Source organism: Pseudomonas sp. N2-3-1-14 (assembly GCF_041228395.1).
Taxonomy (GTDB): domain Bacteria; phylum Pseudomonadota; class Gammaproteobacteria; order Pseudomonadales; family Pseudomonadaceae; genus Aquipseudomonas.
In genome coordinates this window covers 5567421-5589140 of record NZ_CP166199.1, presented here as the reverse complement: position 1 = coordinate 5589140, position 21720 = coordinate 5567421, and the positions used below count along the sequence as shown (strand labels likewise).

The 21720-nt window shown below is 58.7% G+C and carries 23 protein-coding genes and 1 pseudogene; 11 read left to right on the top strand and 13 right to left on the bottom strand.

The annotated features are described in order from the left end of the window. Nucleotides 1-129: 129 nt before the first annotated feature. The 4 genes from ribA (at nt 130) to AB5I78_RS25885 (ending at nt 2447) form a co-directional block, all read left to right on the top strand. Nucleotides 130-747, top strand: a complete 618-nt coding sequence (gene ribA / locus AB5I78_RS25900; RefSeq protein ID WP_017135999.1) for a GTP cyclohydrolase II — start codon at nt 130-132, stop codon at nt 745-747. Further along, nucleotides 744-1163, top strand: a complete 420-nt coding sequence (locus AB5I78_RS25895) for an MFS transporter (RefSeq protein WP_369302414.1) — start codon at nt 744-746, stop codon at nt 1161-1163. The genes ribA and AB5I78_RS25895 overlap by 4 nt, the downstream gene beginning before the upstream one ends. Continuing rightward, nucleotides 1160-1960 carry a cobalamin-binding protein gene (locus AB5I78_RS25890; RefSeq protein ID WP_369302415.1) on the top strand — a complete coding sequence of 267 codons (801 nt, stop codon included), beginning with the start codon at nt 1160-1162 and terminating at the stop codon, nt 1958-1960. The genes AB5I78_RS25895 and AB5I78_RS25890 overlap by 4 nt, the downstream gene beginning before the upstream one ends. A gap of 127 nt (nt 1961-2087) precedes the next feature. Then, nucleotides 2088-2447 (top strand): transcriptional regulator, encoded by a 360-nt coding sequence (locus tag AB5I78_RS25885; RefSeq protein ID WP_145162603.1) that lies wholly within the window; start codon nt 2088-2090, stop codon nt 2445-2447. A gap of 106 nt (nt 2448-2553) precedes the next feature. On the opposite strand, the gene AB5I78_RS25880 is transcribed toward AB5I78_RS25885, so the two are convergent. From AB5I78_RS25880 to AB5I78_RS25820, 13 genes and pseudogenes are all read right to left on the bottom strand, one after another. Further along, the gene (locus AB5I78_RS25880) at nt 2554-4455 is read right to left on the bottom strand and encodes a TonB-dependent receptor domain-containing protein (protein ID WP_369302416.1); all 1902 of its coding nucleotides are present in this window, start codon (nt 4453-4455) and stop codon (nt 2554-2556) included. A 140-nt stretch (nt 4456-4595) separates the two neighbouring features. Continuing rightward, nucleotides 4596-6494 carry a 1-deoxy-D-xylulose-5-phosphate synthase gene (gene dxs, locus AB5I78_RS25875; protein ID WP_242201379.1) on the bottom strand — a complete coding sequence of 633 codons (1899 nt, stop codon included), beginning with the start codon at nt 6492-6494 and terminating at the stop codon, nt 4596-4598. A gap of 110 nt (nt 6495-6604) precedes the next feature. Continuing rightward, nucleotides 6605-7492, bottom strand: a complete 888-nt coding sequence (ispA, locus tag AB5I78_RS25870) for a (2E,6E)-farnesyl diphosphate synthase (protein WP_369302417.1) — start codon at nt 7490-7492, stop codon at nt 6605-6607. Continuing rightward, nucleotides 7489-7731 carry an exodeoxyribonuclease VII small subunit gene (locus AB5I78_RS25865; RefSeq protein ID WP_003176346.1) on the bottom strand — a complete coding sequence of 81 codons (243 nt, stop codon included), beginning with the start codon at nt 7729-7731 and terminating at the stop codon, nt 7489-7491. Before AB5I78_RS25865 ends, ispA begins: the two co-directional genes overlap by 4 nt. Before the next feature lie 85 nt (nt 7732-7816). After that, on the bottom strand, nt 7817-8947 hold the full coding sequence (locus AB5I78_RS25860) for a Fic family protein (RefSeq protein ID WP_369302418.1): 1131 nt from the start codon (nt 8945-8947) through the stop codon (nt 7817-7819). Between the two features lie 226 nt (nt 8948-9173). Beyond that, nucleotides 9174-9587, bottom strand: a complete 414-nt coding sequence (locus tag AB5I78_RS25855) for a hypothetical protein (RefSeq protein WP_262208837.1) — start codon at nt 9585-9587, stop codon at nt 9174-9176. Between the two features lie 652 nt (nt 9588-10239). Beyond that, the gene (locus tag AB5I78_RS25850; RefSeq protein ID WP_369302419.1) at nt 10240-10386 is read right to left on the bottom strand and encodes a polymorphic toxin type 47 domain-containing protein; all 147 of its coding nucleotides are present in this window, start codon (nt 10384-10386) and stop codon (nt 10240-10242) included. A 14-nt stretch (nt 10387-10400) separates the two neighbouring features. Then, nucleotides 10401-10526, bottom strand: a pseudogene (locus tag AB5I78_RS25845) (RHS repeat domain-containing protein); the annotation flags it as partial. Between the two features lie 187 nt (nt 10527-10713). Then, nucleotides 10714-11067 carry a hypothetical protein gene (locus AB5I78_RS25840; protein WP_369302420.1) on the bottom strand — a complete coding sequence of 118 codons (354 nt, stop codon included), beginning with the start codon at nt 11065-11067 and terminating at the stop codon, nt 10714-10716. 120 nt (nt 11068-11187) lie between these two features. After that, entirely contained in the window at nt 11188-11331 is a 144-nt protein-coding gene (locus AB5I78_RS25835; RefSeq protein ID WP_369302421.1) for a hypothetical protein, read from the bottom strand. Between the two features lie 136 nt (nt 11332-11467). Then, a complete protein-coding gene (locus AB5I78_RS25830; protein WP_369302422.1) occupies nt 11468-11848 on the bottom strand; it encodes a MerR family transcriptional regulator in 381 nt (126 codons plus the stop codon). Next, nucleotides 11787-12431: an NAD(P)H-dependent oxidoreductase gene (locus AB5I78_RS25825; RefSeq protein ID WP_369302423.1), complete on the bottom strand. Its 645-nt coding sequence runs from the start codon at nt 12429-12431 to the stop codon at nt 11787-11789. The genes AB5I78_RS25830 and AB5I78_RS25825 overlap by 62 nt, the downstream gene beginning before the upstream one ends. A gap of 277 nt (nt 12432-12708) precedes the next feature. Then, on the bottom strand, nt 12709-15876 hold the full coding sequence (locus AB5I78_RS25820; protein ID WP_369302424.1) for a hypothetical protein: 3168 nt from the start codon (nt 15874-15876) through the stop codon (nt 12709-12711). A gap of 606 nt (nt 15877-16482) precedes the next feature. Here AB5I78_RS25820 and AB5I78_RS25815 point away from each other — a divergent pair. From AB5I78_RS25815 to AB5I78_RS25785, 7 genes are all read left to right on the top strand, one after another. After that, nucleotides 16483-17064: a YjfI family protein gene (locus tag AB5I78_RS25815; RefSeq protein WP_145162716.1), complete on the top strand. Its 582-nt coding sequence runs from the start codon at nt 16483-16485 to the stop codon at nt 17062-17064. 17 nt (nt 17065-17081) lie between these two features. After that, nucleotides 17082-17780, top strand: a complete 699-nt coding sequence (locus tag AB5I78_RS25810; RefSeq protein WP_145162567.1) for a PspA/IM30 family protein — start codon at nt 17082-17084, stop codon at nt 17778-17780. Nucleotides 17781-17837: 57 nt separating this feature from the next. Then, nucleotides 17838-18398 (top strand): rhomboid family intramembrane serine protease, encoded by a 561-nt coding sequence (locus AB5I78_RS25805; protein ID WP_369302425.1) that lies wholly within the window; start codon nt 17838-17840, stop codon nt 18396-18398. Nucleotides 18399-18558: 160 nt separating this feature from the next. Next, nucleotides 18559-19233: a DUF2491 family protein gene (locus tag AB5I78_RS25800; RefSeq protein WP_369302426.1), complete on the top strand. Its 675-nt coding sequence runs from the start codon at nt 18559-18561 to the stop codon at nt 19231-19233. Nucleotides 19234-19248: 15 nt separating this feature from the next. Beyond that, entirely contained in the window at nt 19249-19677 is a 429-nt protein-coding gene (locus AB5I78_RS25795) for a DUF350 domain-containing protein (RefSeq protein WP_106580265.1), read from the top strand. A gap of 18 nt (nt 19678-19695) precedes the next feature. Then, nucleotides 19696-20409 carry a DUF1190 domain-containing protein gene (locus AB5I78_RS25790; protein ID WP_159960212.1) on the top strand — a complete coding sequence of 238 codons (714 nt, stop codon included), beginning with the start codon at nt 19696-19698 and terminating at the stop codon, nt 20407-20409. 12 nt (nt 20410-20421) lie between these two features. Beyond that, nucleotides 20422-21579: a glutathionylspermidine synthase family protein gene (locus tag AB5I78_RS25785; protein WP_369302427.1), complete on the top strand. Its 1158-nt coding sequence runs from the start codon at nt 20422-20424 to the stop codon at nt 21577-21579. Nucleotides 21580-21720: the final 141 nt, after the last annotated feature.

Below are 21720 nucleotides of genomic sequence, written 5' to 3'. Positions count from 1 at the left end.
CCTGCATAGAACCGGGACGAAGGCCAATCGAACCGATTGATCTTTATCAGCGATAATTCAGCTTAAGCGTCTGTAGGAACCTGCTGTTACAATGGCGCCCTCTGTGAAATCTGAAATCAGGAGCACACGGTGCCCGTCGTTTTCGTCGCCGCTTCCAAGCTGCCTACCCCTTTTGCCACGTTCACCATGAACGGCTTTCTCGAAGAGGCCACTGGCCGTGAGCACGTCGTGCTCAGCCTGGGTGACATCGCCGACGGCGCGCCGGTGCTTGGCCGTGTGCACTCCGAGTGCCTGACCGGCGACGCATTGTTCAGCCAACGCTGCGACTGCGGTTCGCAACTGGAAGCCGCCATGCGCGCCATCGCCCGCGAAGGCCGTGGCGTGCTGCTGTACCTGCGCCAGGAAGGCCGTGGCATCGGCCTGATGAACAAGATCCGCGCCTACGAGCTGCAAGACGGCGGCGCCGATACCGTCGAAGCCAACGAGCGCCTGGGCTTTGCCGCTGACCAGCGTGACTATGCGATCTGCCTGCCGATGCTCGAGCACCTGGGCGTGAAATCCCTGCGCCTGATGACCAACAACCCGCGCAAGGTCAAAGCCTTGACCGAGATGGGCATCACCGTGGCCGAGCGCGTGCCGCTGCACACCGGGCAAAACCCGCACAACAAACTCTACCTGGCGACCAAAGCCAGCAAGCTCGACCACATGATGGGCAACGAGCACCAGGGCGAGGTCGACCGCGCGTGACCCGTGGCCAGGTGAAACGGCGACTGTCCTTCAACTGGTGGCAGTACCTGGCCCTGGCATTGCTGCCGTTATTCGTGATCAACCTGGTGTTCGGCCAGGCCCAGTCCCTGCTTCCCGTATTGGCCATGCCGTTCTTTATTGGCGGCGTGGCCTCGATGTTTTTGAGCCTGCGTTATTTTAACGGCTATAAACACGCGCTGATCGCCACCGCCAAAGCCCTCGATACTGCCGAAGAACCGGCTGCCTGGATCACCCTCGCGGCCCGTCGTCGCACGGCCTTGCTGGTGGCGGCCCTACCGGCCTGGATCGGCGCGTTGGCGGTGTTTGTCGGCCTGGAAGCGGTGCCGCTGTTTTTGCTGGCGCTGTCCACCCTCGTGCTGTTTTACCTCTACCGCATCCCGCGTCAATTGGGATGATGCGCTACTGGCTGGCGGTGCTGCTGCTGGCATTCAGTGCCCAGGCGCTGGCGGTCCAGCGCGTCGTCAGCCTGGCGCCTTCGCTCTCTGAAATCGTGGTTGAACTGGGCGCTGCCGATTTGCTGGTGGGCGTGCTTGACGGCGGCGAACGCCCGGCGGTGCTGGCCGAAGTGCCGTCGGTTGGGCATTACGGACAACTGAACATGGAACGCCTGCTCAGCCTCAAACCGGACCTGATCCTGTTGTGGCCCGGCAGCGTCGGCACTGCGCAGCGCGAGCAATTGCAGCGTCTGAATGTCCCCGTGTATGTCGCCGAACCCCATAGCCTCGAACAACTGACCACCCAGGTTCAAGCGATCGCCGAGCAATTGGGCCGCGCCGACGCCGGTCGGCAATTAGCCGCGCAGTTGCGTCTGCGCCTGGCCGAACTGCGCCAACGCTATCAGCGTGCCGAGCCGCTGCGGGTGTTTTATCAGGTATGGAACCAGCCGCTGTACACCGTGGGCGGCGGGCAGATCATCAGCGACGCGCTGAGTGTGTGCGGCGCGCGCAATGTGTTCGATGACCTGAAGCTGCCGGCGCCGCAGGTCAGCATCGAGTCGGTGTTGCAGCGCAATCCCGAAGTGATTCTGGCCGGGGATCAGCCGCAGTTGGACGCCTGGAAGGCCTGGCCGCAGGTGACCGCCGTGGCGCAGGGGCGTTTGTTATTGGTGCCGGATAAAGGCCTGGAGCGGCCCAGCGGGCAGATGGTCGAGGCGGTGGCCGAGCTCTGCGCGTTGATTGCCCCGCAACGCTAGCGTGCGAGAGGCGTGTTGTCCTACCGATTAATAAGATTCTTCCGTTGAGTGGCTCGGCCAGCAGCGGATTACTCTATGGCCCGCGATGCGTGCCGCATGGCGATTAATTCCACTACAGGAGGTGGCCATGCGTCGTTTGATCATCGGTGTTTCTACTGCCCTTTTGCTGACCGGCTGCGCGACGCTGGAAGGTGTCTCAACGTTGATGAATTTCTGGGCTGATCCGCTGGTAGAGAAGGCTGGGCGAGGCGAAAGAACCTCCAAGCAGGACATTCTCGCTATCCAGCAGCCCAAGCGCATCACCCCGATTCGTAGTGGCAGCTCACAGTGTTTTGACTATGAACTGGAAAGCCAAGGCAAAAAAAAGGACTTCTACGTCGGCTTTACCGAGGCCGGCCGTGTTAACGCCTATGGGTTTATAGACTGCGCCGAGGCCATCAAGGCCGGGTATCTGAGTACGAATGAGCCCATGCGCGAGCGTCGTTGAGGCGCCAAGGGGAGCGGCGCACATGACCCTGCCACTGCAATGCTCGTTCCGACAGCGAGCCATTGCCTGAAAGGTCAATCGATAGGTCGAAGCGCCGGGGCGTTGGTTACAGCTTCGGGGTCCAGGTCAGCCCGAGCAGCCAGGTCTGTCCCGCTTCGCGGTAGTCCTGATTATTGGAAAAGTCCGAAGCGTTATAGCTGTAGCGGGCGCGGGCGTATTGGCGGTCCAGTAGGTTGTCGACCTTTAGTGAAATACGGATTTCACGGCTCACCGCCCAACTGCTGCGCAACCCCAGCAGTGAGTATCCACCCAGGCGGTTGCGGTTTTTTTCGTCGTCGTAGCTGCTGCTGATGACCTGCCAACTGGCCCCCAGTCCCAACTTGTCAAATTGTCGATCCAGATCCAGGTTCAACGTGCGGCGTGCACGACGGGCCAGGGTGTGGCCCGTGTCACGGTCGCGCGGGTTGATGAAGGCGGCGCCCAGGTTACTCTGCCAACCAAACAGCTCCTGCCTGAGCGCCGCTTCAAACCCATCGACACGCGCCGACGCCACGTTTTGCGGCTTGCTGGTGCTGTCGAGGATGATCGCGTTGCTTAACTGGGTGCGATACAGCGAGGCTTCCAGGCGCGTGCTGTCACTCAGTTGGCTGCGCCATTGCAGCTCGTAGCTCTTTGACGTTTCGGGCTGCAAGTTGGGGTTGCTGTACTTCGTGTCAGGGTAATAAAGGTCGTTGAAGGTCGGCGCGCGAAAGCCTTCGCTGTAGCTCAGCAGCGCGTCATTGTCGGGGTTGATCGGCACAGTGAGGGTGCCGCTCCAGCTGTTCTGGCCGCCGAACTGCTGGTTCTGGTCGCGGCGCAGGCCCAGTTCGGTGGAGAACCACTCGCCGTGGAAGCGATGCTGCACAAAGGCGGCCCGGTTCCAGCGGCTGTTTTCGGTGAAGGTGGTTGAACCGTGGAAACGGTCTTCGTACCAGTCGCCGCCGACGATCAAGCTGTTCTGGTCATTCAGCGTCAGGTCGTTTTGCCAGTTGACCGAGTCGCGATAGGTATTGAACACGCTGAAATCATCGCTGAGCGTATCGCGCTTGGTATCGAGGTTCTCGCTGTGACCCAGCTCCAGGCGCGACTGCCAGTGCGCATTGAGCTTGGCGTCGACATAACCGCTGGCGCTGCTCACGGTGTAATCGGTGTAGGGTTTCTGCCCGACAGTTTGCCCGGAAGCCGCGTCGTAGCGGCCGAAGCTGTTGTCGTACTCTGACTTGCCGCGGTTATCCAACAGATTGAAACCAACCTCCAGTTCGTCGCTGAAAGCATGGCTGAGGTTGAGGCTGATGGATTGGTTGCGATAGGCATCATGGTCGCCGTCGCTGGGAAACGACTCACGCGTTGAGTTGATACCCGCCGTGTCATCCAGGCTCGCGCCCAGGTTGAAACGCGTGTGTTCATCACCGCCGGAAAGACCGACGCTGCGCTCCCAGGTCTGGTGGCTGCCAAACCCCAGTTTCAAGCGTGGCTGCAGGCCTTGCTCGGCATTACGCCGAGTGAATATCTGGATCACGCCGCCAATCGCGTCGCTGCCGTAGATCACCGAGCGCGAGCCGCGCAGCACTTCCACGCGTTCAATCTGATCGACGTTCAGGTATTGCAGCCCGCTGTCGCCGGAGGTGGTGTTGGCGATGCGCTGGCCATCGACCAGCACCAGGCTTTGCGCGGATTTGGTGCCACGAATATAGATGCCCGGCAAACTGCCACGGCCGCCGGTGGGTGCCACTTGTACGCCGGGCACGCGGCTGAGCAGGTCGGTCACGCTGGTGGGTTGCAGGCGGTCGATGTCATCACGGGTGAACACGGTGTTGGCGGCGCTGCTGTCGTTGCGCGCCTGGACCTGGCGGTTGGCGCTGATGACTACATCGGGGAGTTTCAGTGCGTCGTCACGCTCGAAGCTGTCGGCCAGCAGGTCAGGGGCAGGCAGCAGCAGCAAGGGCAGGGCAAAGTGAAGGCGGTTCATGGGCTGTCCATAGCATTTATCAGCAATACAAAACCAATGTGGGAGCTGGCTTGCCTGCGATGCAGGCACCTCGGTTTGTCAGTAAGACCGAGGTGATGCTATCGCAGGCAAGCCAGCTCCCACATTTTTTGAGCCGGTTTCTACAGGCCTAGCAGTGCCATGCGCGCGCGCACCGACGCTTCGATACCCGCCTCGTCCAGCCCACACTCTGCCAGCATCTGCGCCGGCTTGGCGTGTTCGACGTACACATCCGGCAAGCCCAGGTGCAGCACCGACTTGAGGATATTCTCCCGCGCCAGGAACTCGCTGACTGCCGCACCCGCGCCGCCCATGATGGCGTTTTCTTCGACGGTCACCAGCAGCTCATGGCTAGCGGCGATGTCGCGTACCAGGGCTTCGTCCAACGGTTTGACGAAACGCATGTCGACCACGGTGGCGTCGATCTTCTCAGCGACTTTCAGCGCTTCGGCCAATTGCACGCCAAACACCAGAAACGCCGTCTTGCTGCCCTGGCGCCGCACGATCCCTTTACCGATCTCGATCGGCTCCAGGTCTTTCTCGATCACTGCATTCGGGCCATTGCCGCGCGGGTAACGCACGGCGGCCGGGCCGTTGTACAGGTGGCCAGTGCTGAGCATCTTGCGCAGTTCGTTCTCATCACTCGGCGTCATCACCAGCATGCCGGGGATGCAGCGCAAGTAGGACAAATCGAAACTGCCGGCGTGGGTCGGGCCGTCTTCGCCGACCAGGCCGGCGCGGTCAATGGCAAACAGCACATCGAGGTTTTGCACCGCCACGTCGTGAACCAGTTGGTCATAACCGCGCTGCAGGAAGGTGGAGTAGATCGCGACCACCGGCTTGGCGCCTTCACAGGCCATGCCGGCGGCGAACGTCACGGCGTGCTGCTCGGCAATCGCCACGTCGAAATAGCGCAGCGGGAAACGCTCGCTGAACGCCACCAGGTCGGAGCCTTCCTTCATCGCCGGAGTGATGCCCACCAGGCGCGAGTCGGCCGCGGCCATGTCGCACAGCCACTCGCCAAACACACCGGAGTACTTGGGCCCGCTGGCCTTTTTCGGCGCGGCGGCGGGGGCGTTGAGCGGTTCGAGTTTGGTGATCGCGTGGTAGCCGATCGGGTCAACTTCGGCCGGGGCGAAGCCTTTGCCTTTCTTGGTGACGATGTGCAGGAACTGCGGGCCCTTGAGGTCACGCATGTTGCGCAGCGTGGCGATCAGGGTTGGCAGGTCATGGCCATCGATGGGGCCGATATAGTTCCAGCCCAGTTCTTCGAACAGGGTGCCGGGCACCAGCATGCCCTTGGCGTATTCTTCGGTGCGGCGGGCAATTTCCCACGCGCCGGGCAGACGCGAGAGCACTTTTTTGCTGCCTTCGCGCATGCTGGCATAGGTGCGGCTGGAAAGAATTTTTGCCAGGTAATTCGACAGGCCACCGACATTGCGCGAAATCGACATGTCGTTGTCGTTGAGGATCACCAACATGTTGGCGTTCACTTCCGGCGCATGGTTCAGGGCTTCGAAGGCCATGCCGGCGGTCAACGCGCCATCACCGATCACCGCGATTGCCTTGCGATCGCTGCCTTGCAGGCGGGCGGCAATGGCCATGCCCAGCGCTGCGCTGATGGAGGTGCTGGAGTGGCCGACGCCAAAGGTGTCGTACTCGCTCTCGGCGCGACGCGGGAAGGCGGCCAGGCCGTCCTTCTGGCGCAGGGTGCCCATGCGCTCGCGACGGCCGGTAAGAATTTTGTGCGGATACGCCTGGTGGCCCACGTCCCACACCAGCCGGTCGTCCGGGGTGTCGAACACGTAATGCAGGGCGATGGTCAGCTCGATGACGCCCAGGCCGGCACCAAAATGCCCACCGGTCTGACCGACCGTGTAGAGCAATTCCAGGCGCAACTCATCGGCCAGGGTTTCCAGCTCGGCTTCACCCAGTCGACGCAGGCCGTCCGGCGTGGCAGCACGGTCGAGCAGTGGCGTGGACGGGCGTTTGCGGGGAATCTCTTGAAACGTCGTGGGCATCAGGCGAATCGTTATAGGTATAGAAGAGGCGGCAGTTTACCTCAAGCGGTGCAAACTGCCCACGCGGAGCGCCGAACTTGGCCGATATGCGGCTGCAATGGCCGCCATTCTCAGTGGCGGCGTTCGACGATATACCGCGCCAGGTCGCGCAGAGGCTCGGCCGCCGCGTCGAAAGGTCGCAGGGCGTCCAGGGCTTGGTCGCGCAGTTCCAGGGCATACGCCTTGGCCGCTTCAAGGCCAAGCAAGGCCGGATAGGTCGGTTTGTCGCGTGCGGCATCCGCGCCTTGGCGTTTGCCCAGGGTCGCGGTGTCACTTTCGACGTCGAGAATGTCGTCCTGCACCTGAAACGCCAGGCCGACGGCCCGGGAATAGGTCTGCAGGGCGGCCAATTGCGCAGCGTCGGCACGGCCACTGGCCAACGCACCCAAGTGCACGGCGGCTTCGATCAGCGCGCCGGTCTTGTGGCGATGCATATGTTCCAGGGCCTGTTGATCCAGCTTGAGGCTGACCGAACCCATGTCGATCGCTTGCCCGCCGACCATACCGGCCGGGCCTGCGGCCAGGGCGAGTGCGGTCACCATGCGCAGGCTGTTTTCTGCGTTCACGCTATTTAAGCGCGGGTCGAGCAGGGCGCTGAACGCCAGGCTCTGCAGGCCATCGCCGGCCAAAATGGCATAGGCTTCATCAAAGGCTTTGTGGGTAGTCGGCTGGCCGCGACGTAAATCATCGTCGTCCATCGCCGGCAAATCGTCATGCACCAGGGAGTAGGCGTGAATCAGCTCCACCGCACACGCCGCGCCATTGGCCTGCTCGGCCGGCGCGCCCAGCGCTTCACACGCCGCATACGCCAGCAACGGGCGCACACGCTTGCCGCCATTCATCACGCTGTAGCGCATGGCATCGTAGAGACGCTTCATTTCCGGGCTTGGCGCAACAAACAAGGGCTCGAGCGCCGCGTTGACCCGGGCTTGGCTACTGGCCTGATACGCGTCGATCATTCCGGCTGTTCCGCATCGAAAGGTTCTTCGGCCAACTCCCCGTCACGTTCCAGCAGAACCTGGACCTTCTGCTCCGCCTGCGCCAACGCGCTCTGACAGTCGCGCGTCAGGCCGATGCCTTGCTCGAACGCCGTCAACGAGTCTTCCAGCGACAACTCGCCGTTCTCCAGACGCTCGACCAGTGTTTGCAGGTCAGCGAGGGATTGTTCGAAATCGAGTGCAACTTTTTTGCGGGCCATGGCGGCTATTCCGGTAGACGGTAAACCGGCGCGACACTAGCAGACATGGGGATTGTGGGCAAATGAGCGGGTGGCTTCAGTCGCTTCAGCTATTGATTTGATAGCGCGTACTACGGCCTCCGCCGGGCAAACGGACCAGGCAGTTTTTTTCCAACAGATCAGTAAGATGCCGGGTTGCGGTGGCCTTGGACACCTTCGCCACTGCCTGGTACTGCGCGGCGTTGATGCCGTGTTCGAAGCCTTTTTCAGCGCCGTCGAGCAGGCGGTTGAGTACCTTGATCTGTTCGGCAAATAACGAGAGGTCGCGGTGCTGCTGCCAAAACCGGGTCTTGGCCAGAACTCGGTCAATTCGCGCCATCGCCTGCTCCAGGGTGCGCAGCAAGGTTTTCAGGAACCATTCCAGCCAAGCGGTGATATCCAGTGTGGCCTTCTGGCTGGATTCCAATGCGTTGTAGTAACCGGCGCGATCCTCAAGAATGCTGGCTGACATGGCATAAAAACGGATGGCCTGATGCTCGCCTTGTGCCAATGCCAAGTCAGTGATTGCGCGGGTCAGGCGACCATTGCCGTCATCGAACGGATGCAGCGTGACAAACCAGAAGTGCGCGACGCCTGCGCGAACCAACGGGTCCAGCTCTGGCTGGTTGCGGCTGGTTTCGAACCATTCGAGGAAGTCATCCAGCGCTTGCTCCAGTCCCCGGCGCGGTGGCGCCTCGAAATGGACCTTCGGTCGATCCAGTCGCCCCGAGACCACCTGCATGGGCTCATCTCCCCTCAGAGCGCCGACATTGAGCGCGCGCGCGGCAAAGCCCGCTTCCGGGGTCGGGAACAACCAGTGATGCCAGTTCAATAAGCGCGCAAGGGTGAACGGCTGTGCGAATTGTTTGGTGGCCTCCATCATCAATTCGGCGAGGCCTTCACTGCGGCGGCTCACCTGGCCATCTTGCTGTGCCTCCAGGCCCAAGCGGAGCGCCAGAGAGGATCGCACGGAGCCGACATTCAGCTGCTCGCCTTCGATTGCCGAAGACGTCAGGATGTTTTGCAGCAAAGCATCCAGCTCATTCTGCGCACTGACCGCCTGACTAACGGCGCCGAGCATGCCTAGCAGCTTGCCTTGGGCTTGCGTGCACTCGCGCAGCAAGACAGCCAGGCGTCCGGGCTGCCAATGGAAGTGAGGCCAGTCAGTGTGTTGCCAGATCCAGGAAGGAGAATCCATGAAGGCGTGCCTAGGTGCGTGAGCCGAATAAATGGGCTATTCGGCTCATTCAGTGAGCCGATTGTGCATTCTATTCGGCTCATCGTGCTGTTTTCAAACTATTCGAGAGAGTCATTAGCCGCTTGCTCCAAGCCTCGGCGTGGATATGCTTCAAAATCTAGAGCTTTGCGCTGGACGCCTTTTTTTGAATACAAAAAGGCGATGGGGGCTGATCTCACTGTCGGGCTCAGCGAAAGCTAGCGTCAATTCTTTGAACTTTTAATTTAATAAAGTGCTCGTTACATTCGGGGTGTTCGTAGTGGATATCTTCATCGCTCAGCGAAGTGAAAGTAAGAAAAGTTTCATTGAGTAGCTCTCCGTAGAGGAAGTAGCAATAACCATAATTCGCCTTTTCAACCAGTATTTTTCTCGGTTCAACCCGTTCAATCTCGTAGTCGTCGGAAAGGTTTAGGGTGAGTTCTATGTCGTAGGTTTCTCCAACTTCGATAGTGTAGGGGCAGTGGCTGACAAAACAGTTTATAGCTGTTCCCTCAATGAGAAATATCACATCATCATTTGCATGCTTATTGAGTGCTATCACTTTTCCTTTTTTATAGTGGTTTGTTATAGGGTCTGATGACTTTTTCAGTAGAGTAATCATTTGTCGTCCTTCAGAAGTCTTTTTGGCATAAAGAGGGGGATACGGTTTGTTTTATTTCTCGCCGGCTCTCATATGAACCCTGCGTTGGAGGACCGCGCGATAGTAGTGGTGATGTTTGCCTGGGCGATCAGCGATTCGGTGCTGGAGAGGTGTTTAAAAAACTGGGCGGGTGGAGGTTGGTGCGGTTGGATACGTATTTTCATTTGCCGTTTTGTTCGGTGTCGGGGTTGCTGATGGCTGCGTGAGGGAAAGTTGTTTTTCCAGGGATAAGCCCAACTAACGCAATCATGGTCGTCCATGTAGATCAAAAATCCAAAGCTCATGTCCGTCATCCAGAATGGGTATCCAGTGGTATCAGATAAAATACGCTCAAGTTGTTGGGGAGAGGCGATTTCCCATGCTCTATAGGACGTGTCGAACACAACGAAAATCAACTGATCACTTTGAATGTGCTTTGATACCTCTTGCCAGAAATCAGGGTTGTACTCCGTGCGGTTAACCCGTAACTGAGTTGGATCAAGATGGTTGGCACTCTTTCAGAAAAACACGTTGCCAAGAGATGCGATTAATATATCTAAGTCTTTGGGGGCAAGTTTTCTACTCTGAATACCTAAGTTTTCTAAGCTTTCGTCGATCTCTGCTTCTAGGTAACTCATTGTGCAATACCAATCCTGTAGCGGTTGACGGGGGTTAGGTTCAGCAAGATATGGCCTCTTTTGGCACCTCCGTTACCGCGCTTTCCGGCAGTCTGGTAGCCAATATGAGGTGAGCGTGGGCCGTTGGTACTCGGGACCAGCAAAGGGTTATCTATATGTTGTCGACGGTTTTACTGATGCGCCGACCAAATGGGTCATAGCGGTAGCTGGCTGTTTGCCCGTTGGGTTGGGGGATACTAATTAGCCGGTGCTGACAGTTGTCGCGATATTCGGTGACGAATTGATTGGGCGCCGGGTTCACTCGTTTTTTGAGGGTGAACCTTGGTATCTGGTGAGTAGGTTTGTTGTGATGAGCAGGCTTATTGTGGCGAGCAGGCTTGCCCTGGGTTTGGCTTGGGACACGCGTAGGGTTTATTGGGGCTGCTTCGCAGCCCAACGCGAGCAAGCTCGCTCGCCAACAACGTTACGGTTTATGCGTTTGCTTCTAAGTTGTAACGTATAAGGCACTCAAGCAATACTTTCATGAACTGTCTTTTATCAATGATTTCTTCATTGAAGTAAGTGTCAAAAAGGTAAAAAACAGCTTCGAATGTTTCCTCAGTATTTAAAAAGTATTCTAGGGTCTGGATGTGTCGCTGTCTTTCTTCATGTTTATATCTGATAAATTCTGGTCTGGTCAGCTTGTCAAACAGGTCTTTAAGCTCTTTCGAGTTGTTAACATCTGTGAAAGCAATAAGCTCCTCTCTGTCAGGGTTTCTTGCATTTTCGATGCAATATGTAAAAAGCAGACCTTGGATTGTTGAAAGGCTTGGTTTAATTTTCATTCGAAATCCGTAAAGGCTGTTATGGGGTTTCCGTCTTCATTCAAAAAAAATCTGGCTTTTTTCTGTTTTCCATATTCGTAGCCGTCCCGTTTGTATCCTTCTCCGATTATCTTTCCCATGTTAATTGGTGCTGTCCTCTGCATGGCTGACCGAATCCAGCGCCCGCGCATACCAGGCGCCCATCTGCCGGCGATACTCCGCCAGGCTCTGATGGAAGCCATTGAGCTCATGTTCGATAAAGGCAATGTGGGCGGCGTGGGTCATCCGTGACGTCTCGGCAAAAGGGCAAGGCGTCGGAGCATGCCGCAGGAAAAAGCGCCTGGATGAACGGCTGGAAAAATCAGAAAGGGACTGCGCAGAGAGCGAAAAAGTCGGTGTCAACTCAAGGCTAACGGCTACCTCAACTAGCGAAAATGCTTATTGACGGGCACTGCCCCTGCGCGCCCTTGAGCTGCGCTTCAAACGCCATCAACTCCGCTTGCATCTGCTGCAACCTGGCAATCTGCCCGGCCAGTTCGCGCTTCTTGCTGGCGATAGCCTGGTCTGCACGCTCCCAAGGCAAAACATCGCCCTCGTGCCCGTGCAGAATTCCCTGCAACTCCTTGAGCTTGAACCCCAACTGCTGGGCGCACTTGATCAACGCCAGCAGCTCGACACTTTGCGCCGAATAGACCCGATAACGCCCCTCCCGCTGCGGCGCTGGCAACAGGCCTATCGCTTCATAGTGACGAATCGCCTTGATGGTCGTGCCCGACAGTTGCGCGGCTTTGCCGATGTACATGAAAACTCCCTTTTCCCATTAGTCCGCCCGCCTGAGTCAGCCACTTTGCCCGCTGCGCTGGCGTAGAGCCCAACACCGGCCCGAACATCAACGTCTTGGTCGGCTTGATGCCGCAAAACGCCAGTGTGGTGCTGCGCACCTGATGAATGCCGGGCATGCGGTAGAACCAGCGGTAATACCACGGCGGTGTGTCCAGGGTCACCAACACGTGCGCGGTTCTGCCGAGCAGCAGCTTGTCAGGAAACGACTTGCCTTCGCGGTATTTAAAGGCAAAGCCGGGTAGGAAAATACGGTCGATGAACCCTTTCAATAACGCCGGGATACCACCCCACCAGATCGGGAAAACGAATGCCAGATGGGTGGCCCAGAGGATGTCGGACTGGGCGCTGAGCAAGTCAGGTTCCAATGGTTGGATCTGTGTGTAGCCGTGGTGAAGCACGGGGTCGAAAGTGAGGTCGCCCAAGGGTAGAACGCGTACCTGGTGGCCGGCGATTTTTGCACTGTGGATGTAGGCATCGGCCAAGGCTGAGCAGAAGCTCGTGCCGCAAGGGTGGCCGAGGATGACCAGGATGCGCTGGGGCATGGGGTGAGGTCCTGAAAATGGGGGCTTTCAGGGTAGGGTGTGCCGTATAGGGGAGAGTCAAGCGCCGGACCATACCGCGCCTCAAGGCCGCTCAGTTAGGCGAACGCAATACGCCACGCAGCGAAGATCAACTGTGGGAGCGGGCTTGCCCGCGAAGACGTCGGCCCAGCAAACAATGATGTTGACTGAGCCAGCGCTTTCGCGGGCAAGCCCGCTCCCACAGGGATTTACGCTTGATTGAACAGCATGGGCTTGGCTGATAAATGCCTACGCAACATCAAGCCGTGTGCTTGCTCCCCGTTTCCATGTCCGTGCTGCCCCAAGGCCGCCAGTCGTCGGTGTGCCGTTCACTGCCATGCGGCCCGCTGGAGCTGGTGCCGCCTGCGAGGAATTTTTCCCACAGGTTTTTGCTGTCCGGGTCGCTGTCTTTGTGCAGGTAGGGCGCCAGTCGCGCCAGCGAGCTGCCTTTTTTGTCCTCGGTTTCCTGGAAGTGTTTCCACTCGTCCGACTGATACTCGAACATCGACTTGTCGTCCGGCGTGTCGCGGCCGCCGTACATGTAGGTGGCATAGCGCGCGTATTCGAGCTTGTCGCCCCAGTCGTCCTTGGTCACGCCGGCGTCGGCGAGGTCTTTGAAGAACTTGCCTTGGGAGTCGGTGAGTTTTTGCATTTTGGCATGCTCGACCGCCTCGGCAATCAGGGTGCCTGCGACCCCGAAGATCACACCCGCCACGGCGAAAACCGGACCCGCCACTCGCGCGCCGATGGCGAGCCCGCGTATCACCGTCGCGGCAACATCACCGGCCAGTTTGCCTGCCAGGTGAGCACCTTTGGGGGCGAACATCGCGATGGTATTGGCGATCGCCATACCCGTACCGGACGCACCTCCACCCAGCGTGAAGGCAGCGTCAGTTTTTTCCAGTGCGGTCTTGGCGTTTTTCAGTTTGCGCGCGCCGGAAACGATGTCCATCACGCCGCCGGTCAAGTCCAGGCCGGAGCCGCCCATAAACCGCAGGAACGAGCGCCCGGAGGCGATCGCAATTTCGGATTTTGAAGCCGGCGTACCTTTGCCGGGGAGGTCCTTGACGCCCATGTGTTCGCCCAGGGTTTTGGCGGCGCTGTCGTACTCCTTCACCTCATCGGCCGAGAGGTTGCCCACGTCGAGTTTCTTGAGGGTGTCGGAAGCTTCCTTGACGCGGGTGCTGATGGATGCGGCCAGCGCGTCAGATTTTTCAGTGGTTTTCTTGCCCCAGATGTCCGGGAGGTTCTCATCGATCAGGCCGAGCCATTCAGTGGCCTTGATTTTTGCCGGGCCTTTACCGTCTTTGTCCACGTCAGGTTCATAGGGTTTGGTGCCGCCCAGGGTTTCCACAATGTTCGAACCGAACTTGAGGAAGTCGTTGGTGAAGCTCAAGCCGGCGACCAGGTCTTTCGCGGCGGCGATCTTCTGGTCGTCGGTCATGTTGCCGCCGCCATTGGCGAGCTGCAGCGCGCCGCTGACCAGGTTCATGGTGCCCGCCATGGCACTGAGCCCGCCGGTGGAGCTGGCGGTGTGCAGCACTGTCTTCAGGGAGCCAGCGGCCGCTTCGCGATTAGCGCCCAGGCCCTTCAATTGAGTGTCGACCACCTTGTCGATGGCTTTCGGGTCGCCGCTGGCAGCCGCGAGACGAATGGCCGCTGCGATCTGTTTGTTCTCTGCCGGTGTCAGCCCTTTGATATGGCCGTCGAGGATGTCGATCTCATCCTTCATCTTTTTGTACATGTCGTAGGCTTTGTCGCCCTTGTCCAGGCCACCCAGGGCGGCGTTGATACCGCCCTTGATCATCGTGAACGAGGCCTTCAGCCCACTTTCGGTATTTTCCGGCGAGACCTTATCGGGGTTTTCCATGTAGGTGTTGAGCTGGTGCGTCATCATGTTCTGGTCGAACGTCTGTTTGCGTGCGGTGTAGCTGTCCGGTTCGAGAATGCGCAGCGACTCGAAATAGCGGTCTACGTCCAACTCGGCCATCTCCGATTTCTTCGGATCGCCCGAGTCGTTCATCGCGATGACATATTCTTCGAAGTTCAAGTTGGCATCACGGGTGCCGTCTTTGAAGAGGGCCGGGAATACTTGTTCGCGCACTTCATTCAACCGATCTTGCGACAAACTACCGACACTTTTCTGTAGTTCTGCGTCGTAGCGATCCTTAATCCCTTCCTTGCCCATCAACGTGGAAATTTCTTTGGCGAGTTTGTCCTCGTCGACCATCTCTTTGACGTCTTTGCCGTTCAACTGCGTCGGCGTCTTATCCGTCTCACGGTAAGTGCCGCTGCCCAGGTTGATGCTCTCCGCGTAGCCGTACAGGTCGTAGCCGTTGTCCAGCGCGGCCTGGGCGTCCATCAGCTTGACGATCTTGGCTTCATCCGAGTCTTCGGCCAGCTTGCCGCTCTTGATGTCATCGCGGATGCCCTGCACAAAGTTCTCGGCCGTCTGGCCGCCCACGGTCTTGTCGTTGGGCAACTCCATGTCCATCAGGCCTTCGGCGCCGAAGGTCGGGATGTTGTACTTGTCGCGCAGGGCCTGCACGTCTTCGGGCTCATCGGGCGGCGCGGCCTTGTCGGTGTGCGTCGCGTCTTTGACGTGCATCAGGTCGCCTTTGAGGCTCGAATAGCCGTACTTGCCGAAATCCTGCAAGCGCCCGGCCTCGGTGCCATGGCGGGCTTCCTTGTCTTTGGTGAAACCGTCGATGCTGTCGTTGTCTTTATTCCTGGCGTCGACGCCAGTGAGCAAATGGCCGTTTTCATCGATGCTCACCACATGTTCCAGCACCTGGGTGGCGCGGTACGCGGCGTCGGCGTCGTTCTCGAAATCGCCCACTTGCTTCTTGAGGTTATCCTTCACGTCACTCTGATTGCCGAGGTTTTTCAGCAGCGGTGTGGCGTCGATAATCTCCTTGGCCGAGCGCGTGTCACCGTCGGGGCGCTTCTGCTGGTCGCCCAAATCCGACTTCACCACCTCGCCGCGCAGGCTGGAATAGCCATACTTGCCGAAATCCTGCAGCCGGCCCGCCTCAGTGCCATGCCGCGCCTCGCCATCTTTGGTGAAGCCGTCGATGCTGTTGTTGCCCACATCCTTGCCATCGGTCAGCTTGCCGTCTTCGTCGATGTATTCGACATGCTCCAGCACTTTGGAGGCGCGATAGGCGGCGTCCGCGTCTTTCTCAAAATCGCCGACCTGCTTTTTAAGGTTGTCCTTCACCCCGCTTTGATTACCGAGCTGGGCGAGCAGCGGCTTGTCATCAATAATTTGCTGGGCCGAGCGGGTATCACCTTCGGGGCGTTTCTGGCCTTTACCCAACTCGTCCTTGGGTGCTGATGCTTTTTCGACGGATTTTTCCCAGGCAGCGACGGAGCTTTTTTGAGTGACCGCTGCGTCCTTTGGGGTCGTTTCTACCTTCGCTACCATGGTACTTCTCCTGATCTAATTATTACGCCTGCCACTTTTAAAACGCGCAGGGCCGCACAACTTCCAAGGTAACTTACCCGAGGCGGTTTATTGAATAACGAGAGGGCGGCCTTAGTTGGTTGGCCGCTGGGCGTTGCTGCTGTGAAAGATGACGTCACGGAACTTAGCACGGACTATTAGCCCATTCGCAAAGCCTTCACAACAATTCACAACGGCGAGGTTATTTCGGAACATTTATGGAGTAGGGCGGGTATTGGCAAAAGAGCCTGACGTTCAACGCGGGCTTAACGTAGAGCGCGGCAAGCTGGGTGGTGGTGCGCCGCTCCCGCCAAAGAACCGTTCATCAGATTTCAATGCCGGCAGAGACATTCTTAAGCGGAGGGTACTTTTTGACAGGCACAACGAACCAGGAAAAATCTCACGCGTGAGCTATTGAGCATCGCCAACATTGCCTGTAGATTTTCTCACGCGTGAGTTTTTCACAACGAGGTCAGCACCATGAAAAGCAGCTCTCCATCGAGCCCGCCAGCAGGGCCCGATCCTGATTCAGCAAGCCGCAAGGGAGAGCGCTTGAAGTCGCCCGCGAAAAAACCATCGAGCTTTTACATGAAGCAGATGCGCGCGGGCCTGACGGCCGCCGGTTATGTGAAACACGAGACTTGGGTGCTTCCCGAAAACCGAAGCCTGCTCAAGCAAATGGAGAAACAGCTTCGCCAACCGATTCTGGCTGGCTCATTCATGTCGGAGAATTTCATGAGCGCAGGTACTAACTGGAATATCGATCGCCTCTTCACAGCGCTTCAGGCCTTGGATGAAGTGGTTTCCAACGACATTACGCTTTCTCTCGTTCAGGGCGCCGAGTCCAGCATCAAGCTGGAAATGAACGACTTCGGTGGCTTGCCGATTTACATCGCGGTGGTCGGCGAACAGATCATCGTGGACACCGTGCTGGTCGACGTCGAGTCCATCAATGACGTAACGGCATTCAATGACGCGGTGCTGCGCAGCCGCGAAATGTTCCCGCTTTCGTCGATCGGCATCGAGTCCATGCCTAACGGCCAAGTTGTTTACAACATGTTCGGTGCGTTGAGCTCCGACTCCAGCCTGACCAACATCGTGACTGAGGTGAAAACCCTGGTCGACAACGTGCAGCGCGCCAGCGAAGCCTTCGAACGTTTCTTCAATTAAGTATTCGGGAGTATCCAATGACTCAGTCCATCTGGAGCAAATTGTTCACCGCGCTGCGTGGCGGTGCCAGCGAAGTCGGCGAATCGATCGTCGACCAACAAGCCCTGCGCATCCTCGACCAGGAAATTCGCGACGCCGACACGGCGCTGGCCAACGCCAAGCGTGAGCTGGTGAGCATCATGGCCAAGCACAAACTGGCGACTGATCGCGTTGGCGAGTACGACGCCAAGATCAAGGACCTGGAGTCCAAGGCCATGGCCGCTATCCAGGCCAATCGTGAAGACCTGGCCATGGAAGTGGCCGAAGCCATTTCGACCCTGACCAACGAACGTGACGTCGAGCAAAAGCAGGCCACCGAGTTCGGCGGTTACGCCGACGGCATGCGCAAGGACATCACCAAAGCCGAAAGCCGGATCAAAAGCCTGCGCCAGCAAGTGGACATGGCCAAGGCGCGCGAAAGCGTACAGAAGGCCCAGGTCAGTGCGTCCATCGCCAGTGGTGGCGCCAACGGCAAGCTGGAAACCGCCGTCGGTACCCTGAATCGCTTGCAGGCCAAACAGCAGCAACGTGCCGCTGAACTGCAAGCCCAGGATGAACTGGCTGAGGCATCCACGGGCACCGACCTGGAGCGCAAGCTGCGCGACGCCGGCATCACGCCGGACACAGGCAGCGCCAATGCGATTCTGGAACGCCTGAAGCAAAAGTCGGCTGAGTAAGCCGCGCCGAAGCAAGAAGGGCAGGCGCTGCCCTTCTTTTTTTACATCGAGGTCAGGATGGATGCCCTGAAGGGTTTCAAGACAATCGCAGGCGTGGCGCTGTTGATGGTCGCGCTGCAACTGGTCAATGTGGCGACCGGTTACAGCCTCATGGCATTCGGCCTGATCCCGAGAACGGTGCAGGGGCTGCTCGGCATCCTCACCTCACCGTTTTTGCACGCGTCGTTTGCTCATCTGAGCGCAAACCTGATTGCCTTTTTGGTCCTGGGCACCTTGGTCATTGTCGAAGGAATCCATCGGTTCATTGCCGTCAGTGCGATCATTATTTTGCTGGGCGGTTCGCTGGTCTGGCTGTTCGGTTTCAGCGGCGTACATATCGGTGCCAGCGGCTGGGTATTCGGCCTATGGGCTTACCTTTTGTCTCGCGCCTGGTTCCACCGAAGCTGGAGCAACCTGATAACGGCCGGTGTTGTAGCGGTGCTGTATGGTGGCCTGGTCGTGGGTTTCCTGCCTCGTCAGGGGATCTCGTTCGAGGGGCACTTCTTTGGCGCGTTCGCCGGGTTTATTGCAGCCAAGGTACTTCTATCCTCGCCGCGCAGCAGGTTTAATGCCGGGTGAACGCACTTGAGCCTCCACACGCCCAGGCGATCTTGTCATCCGCAATCAAATACCCAGGGAGTCAGGGGCCAAATGTCGATGTTTCTTTTGTTGCGCCTGCGCGCCGCCTCCCTCTTTCCCCGCTTCCGCATCGCCTCCGCTCGCCTCAAGGAAATCTCCAATGGGATGGTTTAAACAATTGATGGGGCTTGAGGCCCCGAAAGCGAATACAGCGTCGCAATGGACAGCCGGCAACACCCAGCCGGTCACCGGCCCACTGGGCCTGGTACCCGGCAAAGGCGTGATGTTCGACGCGCGCCTGAAATTGTTGCTCGATGAAAAAACCACGGTAGTGATCCCCGGCTCCCAGGAAATCTGGGCCAACGGCACCGTTGATCTCGGCCAGTCGACCTGGCTGTCGCGCTATTACATGAACGACGAAGATTACTGGCTGCAGGTGCACACCACCGGCGAGATCGCCGGGCAGGTCGAGTCGGTGATCCTGTTCAATTACCTCAGTGTCGTCACCATCAGCAGTGAAGCGGAACTGCGTCGGCTGGCCGGGCCACAAAGCCTGATCGGGCTGCCGACCTACACCCACAACGGCGTGGAGTACACCCGTGTGTGGGGCAGCGAGGCTGGCCAGACAGAGTTGGTGGCGATGACCGAACAGGTTGTAAACCCCGAGGACGCCTACAGCGTCGAGCACCGTTCGATGCTGTACGCCCGCGACACCGGTCTGACTGATCGTCGCGAGTTTCTGCTGTTTTCCGTCGAAGAAGACGCAGAGGGCACCGTCAGCCTGAGTACGTCGCTGGGCATTTCGCTGTACACAACCGACCTGACTACGCTTTAAAAAAGGAAAACCCCCATGCTGGAAGCTCTCTCTATCTCCCTGAACAAAGCTGCTGTGTTTGGCTTTGTCACCTACATCCTCGGTGCGGCTGTGCTGTTCGCACTCTTCCAGTTCATCTACACCCGCATCACGCCACACAAGGAGTTCGAACTGATCCGTGCGGGTAACGTGTCGGCTGCGGTCGCCTTGGGCGGCGCTATCATCGGTTTCGCCATTCCGGCCAGCAACGTGATTGCCTACTCGATCAGCCTCCTCGACTTCGTCGTCTGGGCGGTGATTGCCGCCGTCGTCCAACTGTTGGCGTTTCTGCTGACCAGCCTGGTGCTCAAAGGCACGTCCGAGCGCATCAAGAATGGCGAACTCGCCGCCGGCATCTACGTGGCCGCCGTGTCCATCAGCGTCGGCATGTTGAATGCCGCGTGCATGACGCCTACCCAGAACTGATCGCGCACGGAGCTCCCGATGAAACGAAGCAAGTACGTCCAGTTGTCGCTGGCAGCGTCGGTCGCGATGGCGATATCCGGCTGCGGGCCGACCGAAAAAACCTACGATTTGCAAAAGAAGTACAACTTCCAGTCGGTTCAGCAATGCGCCGATGAAAAGCTTCCAGTGGACGTGTGCTCGGACGCCTACATGACGGCCATGGCCGAGCATCGGCGCATTGCCCCGGTGTACGACAGCCAGGCCGATTGCGATGCCGACTTTGTCGCCAACTGGTGTCAGCAGGACTCCAACGGCAAGTTCATCCCCAAACTGGGCGGTTTCGAACTGACCGCCGCCGGCCAGGTGACGCAATCCCAGGTCGATGCGGCCAACGCGCAAGTCGGCGGCGCCCAAGCGAACAGCGGCGGCTCAGGCTTCTCCACCAGCAGTCTGCTGACGGGCCTTTTGATCGGCAACATGCTCAGCAACAATCGCAACAGCTACCGCTCCGAACCGGTGTACCGCTACCGCGATGATCGCGGCGATTACGGTTCTTCGACGCTCAACCAGCGGGTCTCGAATGGGGCGACATTCGGCCGGTCCAACCAGGCCAGGTACGGCAGCAGCAATTACACCAACACGCTGCGCTCCTCCAGCAAGCCGGTGTCCGTGGCGTCCTCGACCTCCCGTGGCGGCTTTGGCAGCAAAGCCAGCGCCCGCAGCGGCTGGGGCGGCGGCGGGTCGAGCAGTTAAGGAAACCGGGCCATGAAAAAGATCCACTGCGCAGAGCGTGATGACTGGAAACAGACCGCCGACAGCCTCGGCTTCCTGTTCCACACCATCGACGACGAACCCTACTGGGACGAGAGCGCGTACTACCAATTCACGCTCGAGCAAATCGAGCGCGACCTCGAAGACCCGACTACCGAGATCCATGACATGTGCATGGACCTCGTGGCACGCGTGGTGCAGAGCGAAGAATTGCTTGAGCGGCTGAGCATTCCCGCGCCGTTCTTCGACATGATCCGAACCTCATGGCTCGAAGGCCACCCGCACCTGTACGGGCGCATGGACTTCTCCTACAACGGCACCGGGCCCGCCAAGCTGCTGGAACTCAACTACGACACACCGACCAGCCTCTACGAGGCGGCGGCGTTTCAATGGGGCTGGCTGGAACAATGCATCGAACGCGGCCTGCTGCCCAAGCACGCTGACCAGTTCAACAGCATCGACACCAAACTGCATCAGGCCTTCGCCCAATTGCAGGTCAACCAGCCGTTCTACTTCGCCTCGATGAAAGACTCGGTCGAAGACAAAGGCACCACCGACTACCTGCGCCTGGTCGCAGAAAAAGTCGGCATCGAATCACGCCACATCGACATCGAAGACATCGGCCTGACCAGTGATGGCCGTTTCGTCGACCTCGAAGATCGCTGGATCCCGCACCTGTTCAAACTGCACGCCTGGGAATTCATCTTCCACGAGCCCTTCGGCGCCGCGATTGCCCAGTGCGATACCCAGTTCTTCGAGCCCGCCTGGAAATCCATCCTCTCCAACAAAGGCATCCTGCCGCTGCTGTGGGAATTCAACAAAGGCCACCCTAACCTGCTCGCGTCCCACCTGGATACCGACCCCGGCAAAGCCGTGCCAAAGGGCTGGGTGCGCAAGCCGTTCTTCTCCCGCGAAGGCGCCAACATTGAACTGCACACCGCCGACGGCCTGATCGTAAAAGAAGACGGCCCCTACACGGATGCGCCGTTTATCCTCCAGGAGTTTGCGCCGCTGCCGCGCTTTGGTGACAGCTACACGCTGATCGGCTCCTGGGTGATCGGCGATCAAGCCGCCGGCATCGGCGTGCGCGAAGACAACAGTTTGATCACCAAGGACTCTAGCCGGTTTCTCCCGCACCTGATCCTCGACTGATCGCGCGGGCTTGCCCCAATACTCAAAGCAGCAAAGAACAAATGTGGGAGCGGGCTTGCCCGCGAAGACGGTGTCTCAGCCGCCGAATATATCGACTGACTCACCGCCATCGCGGGCAAACCCACTCCCACAGTTTTTTGA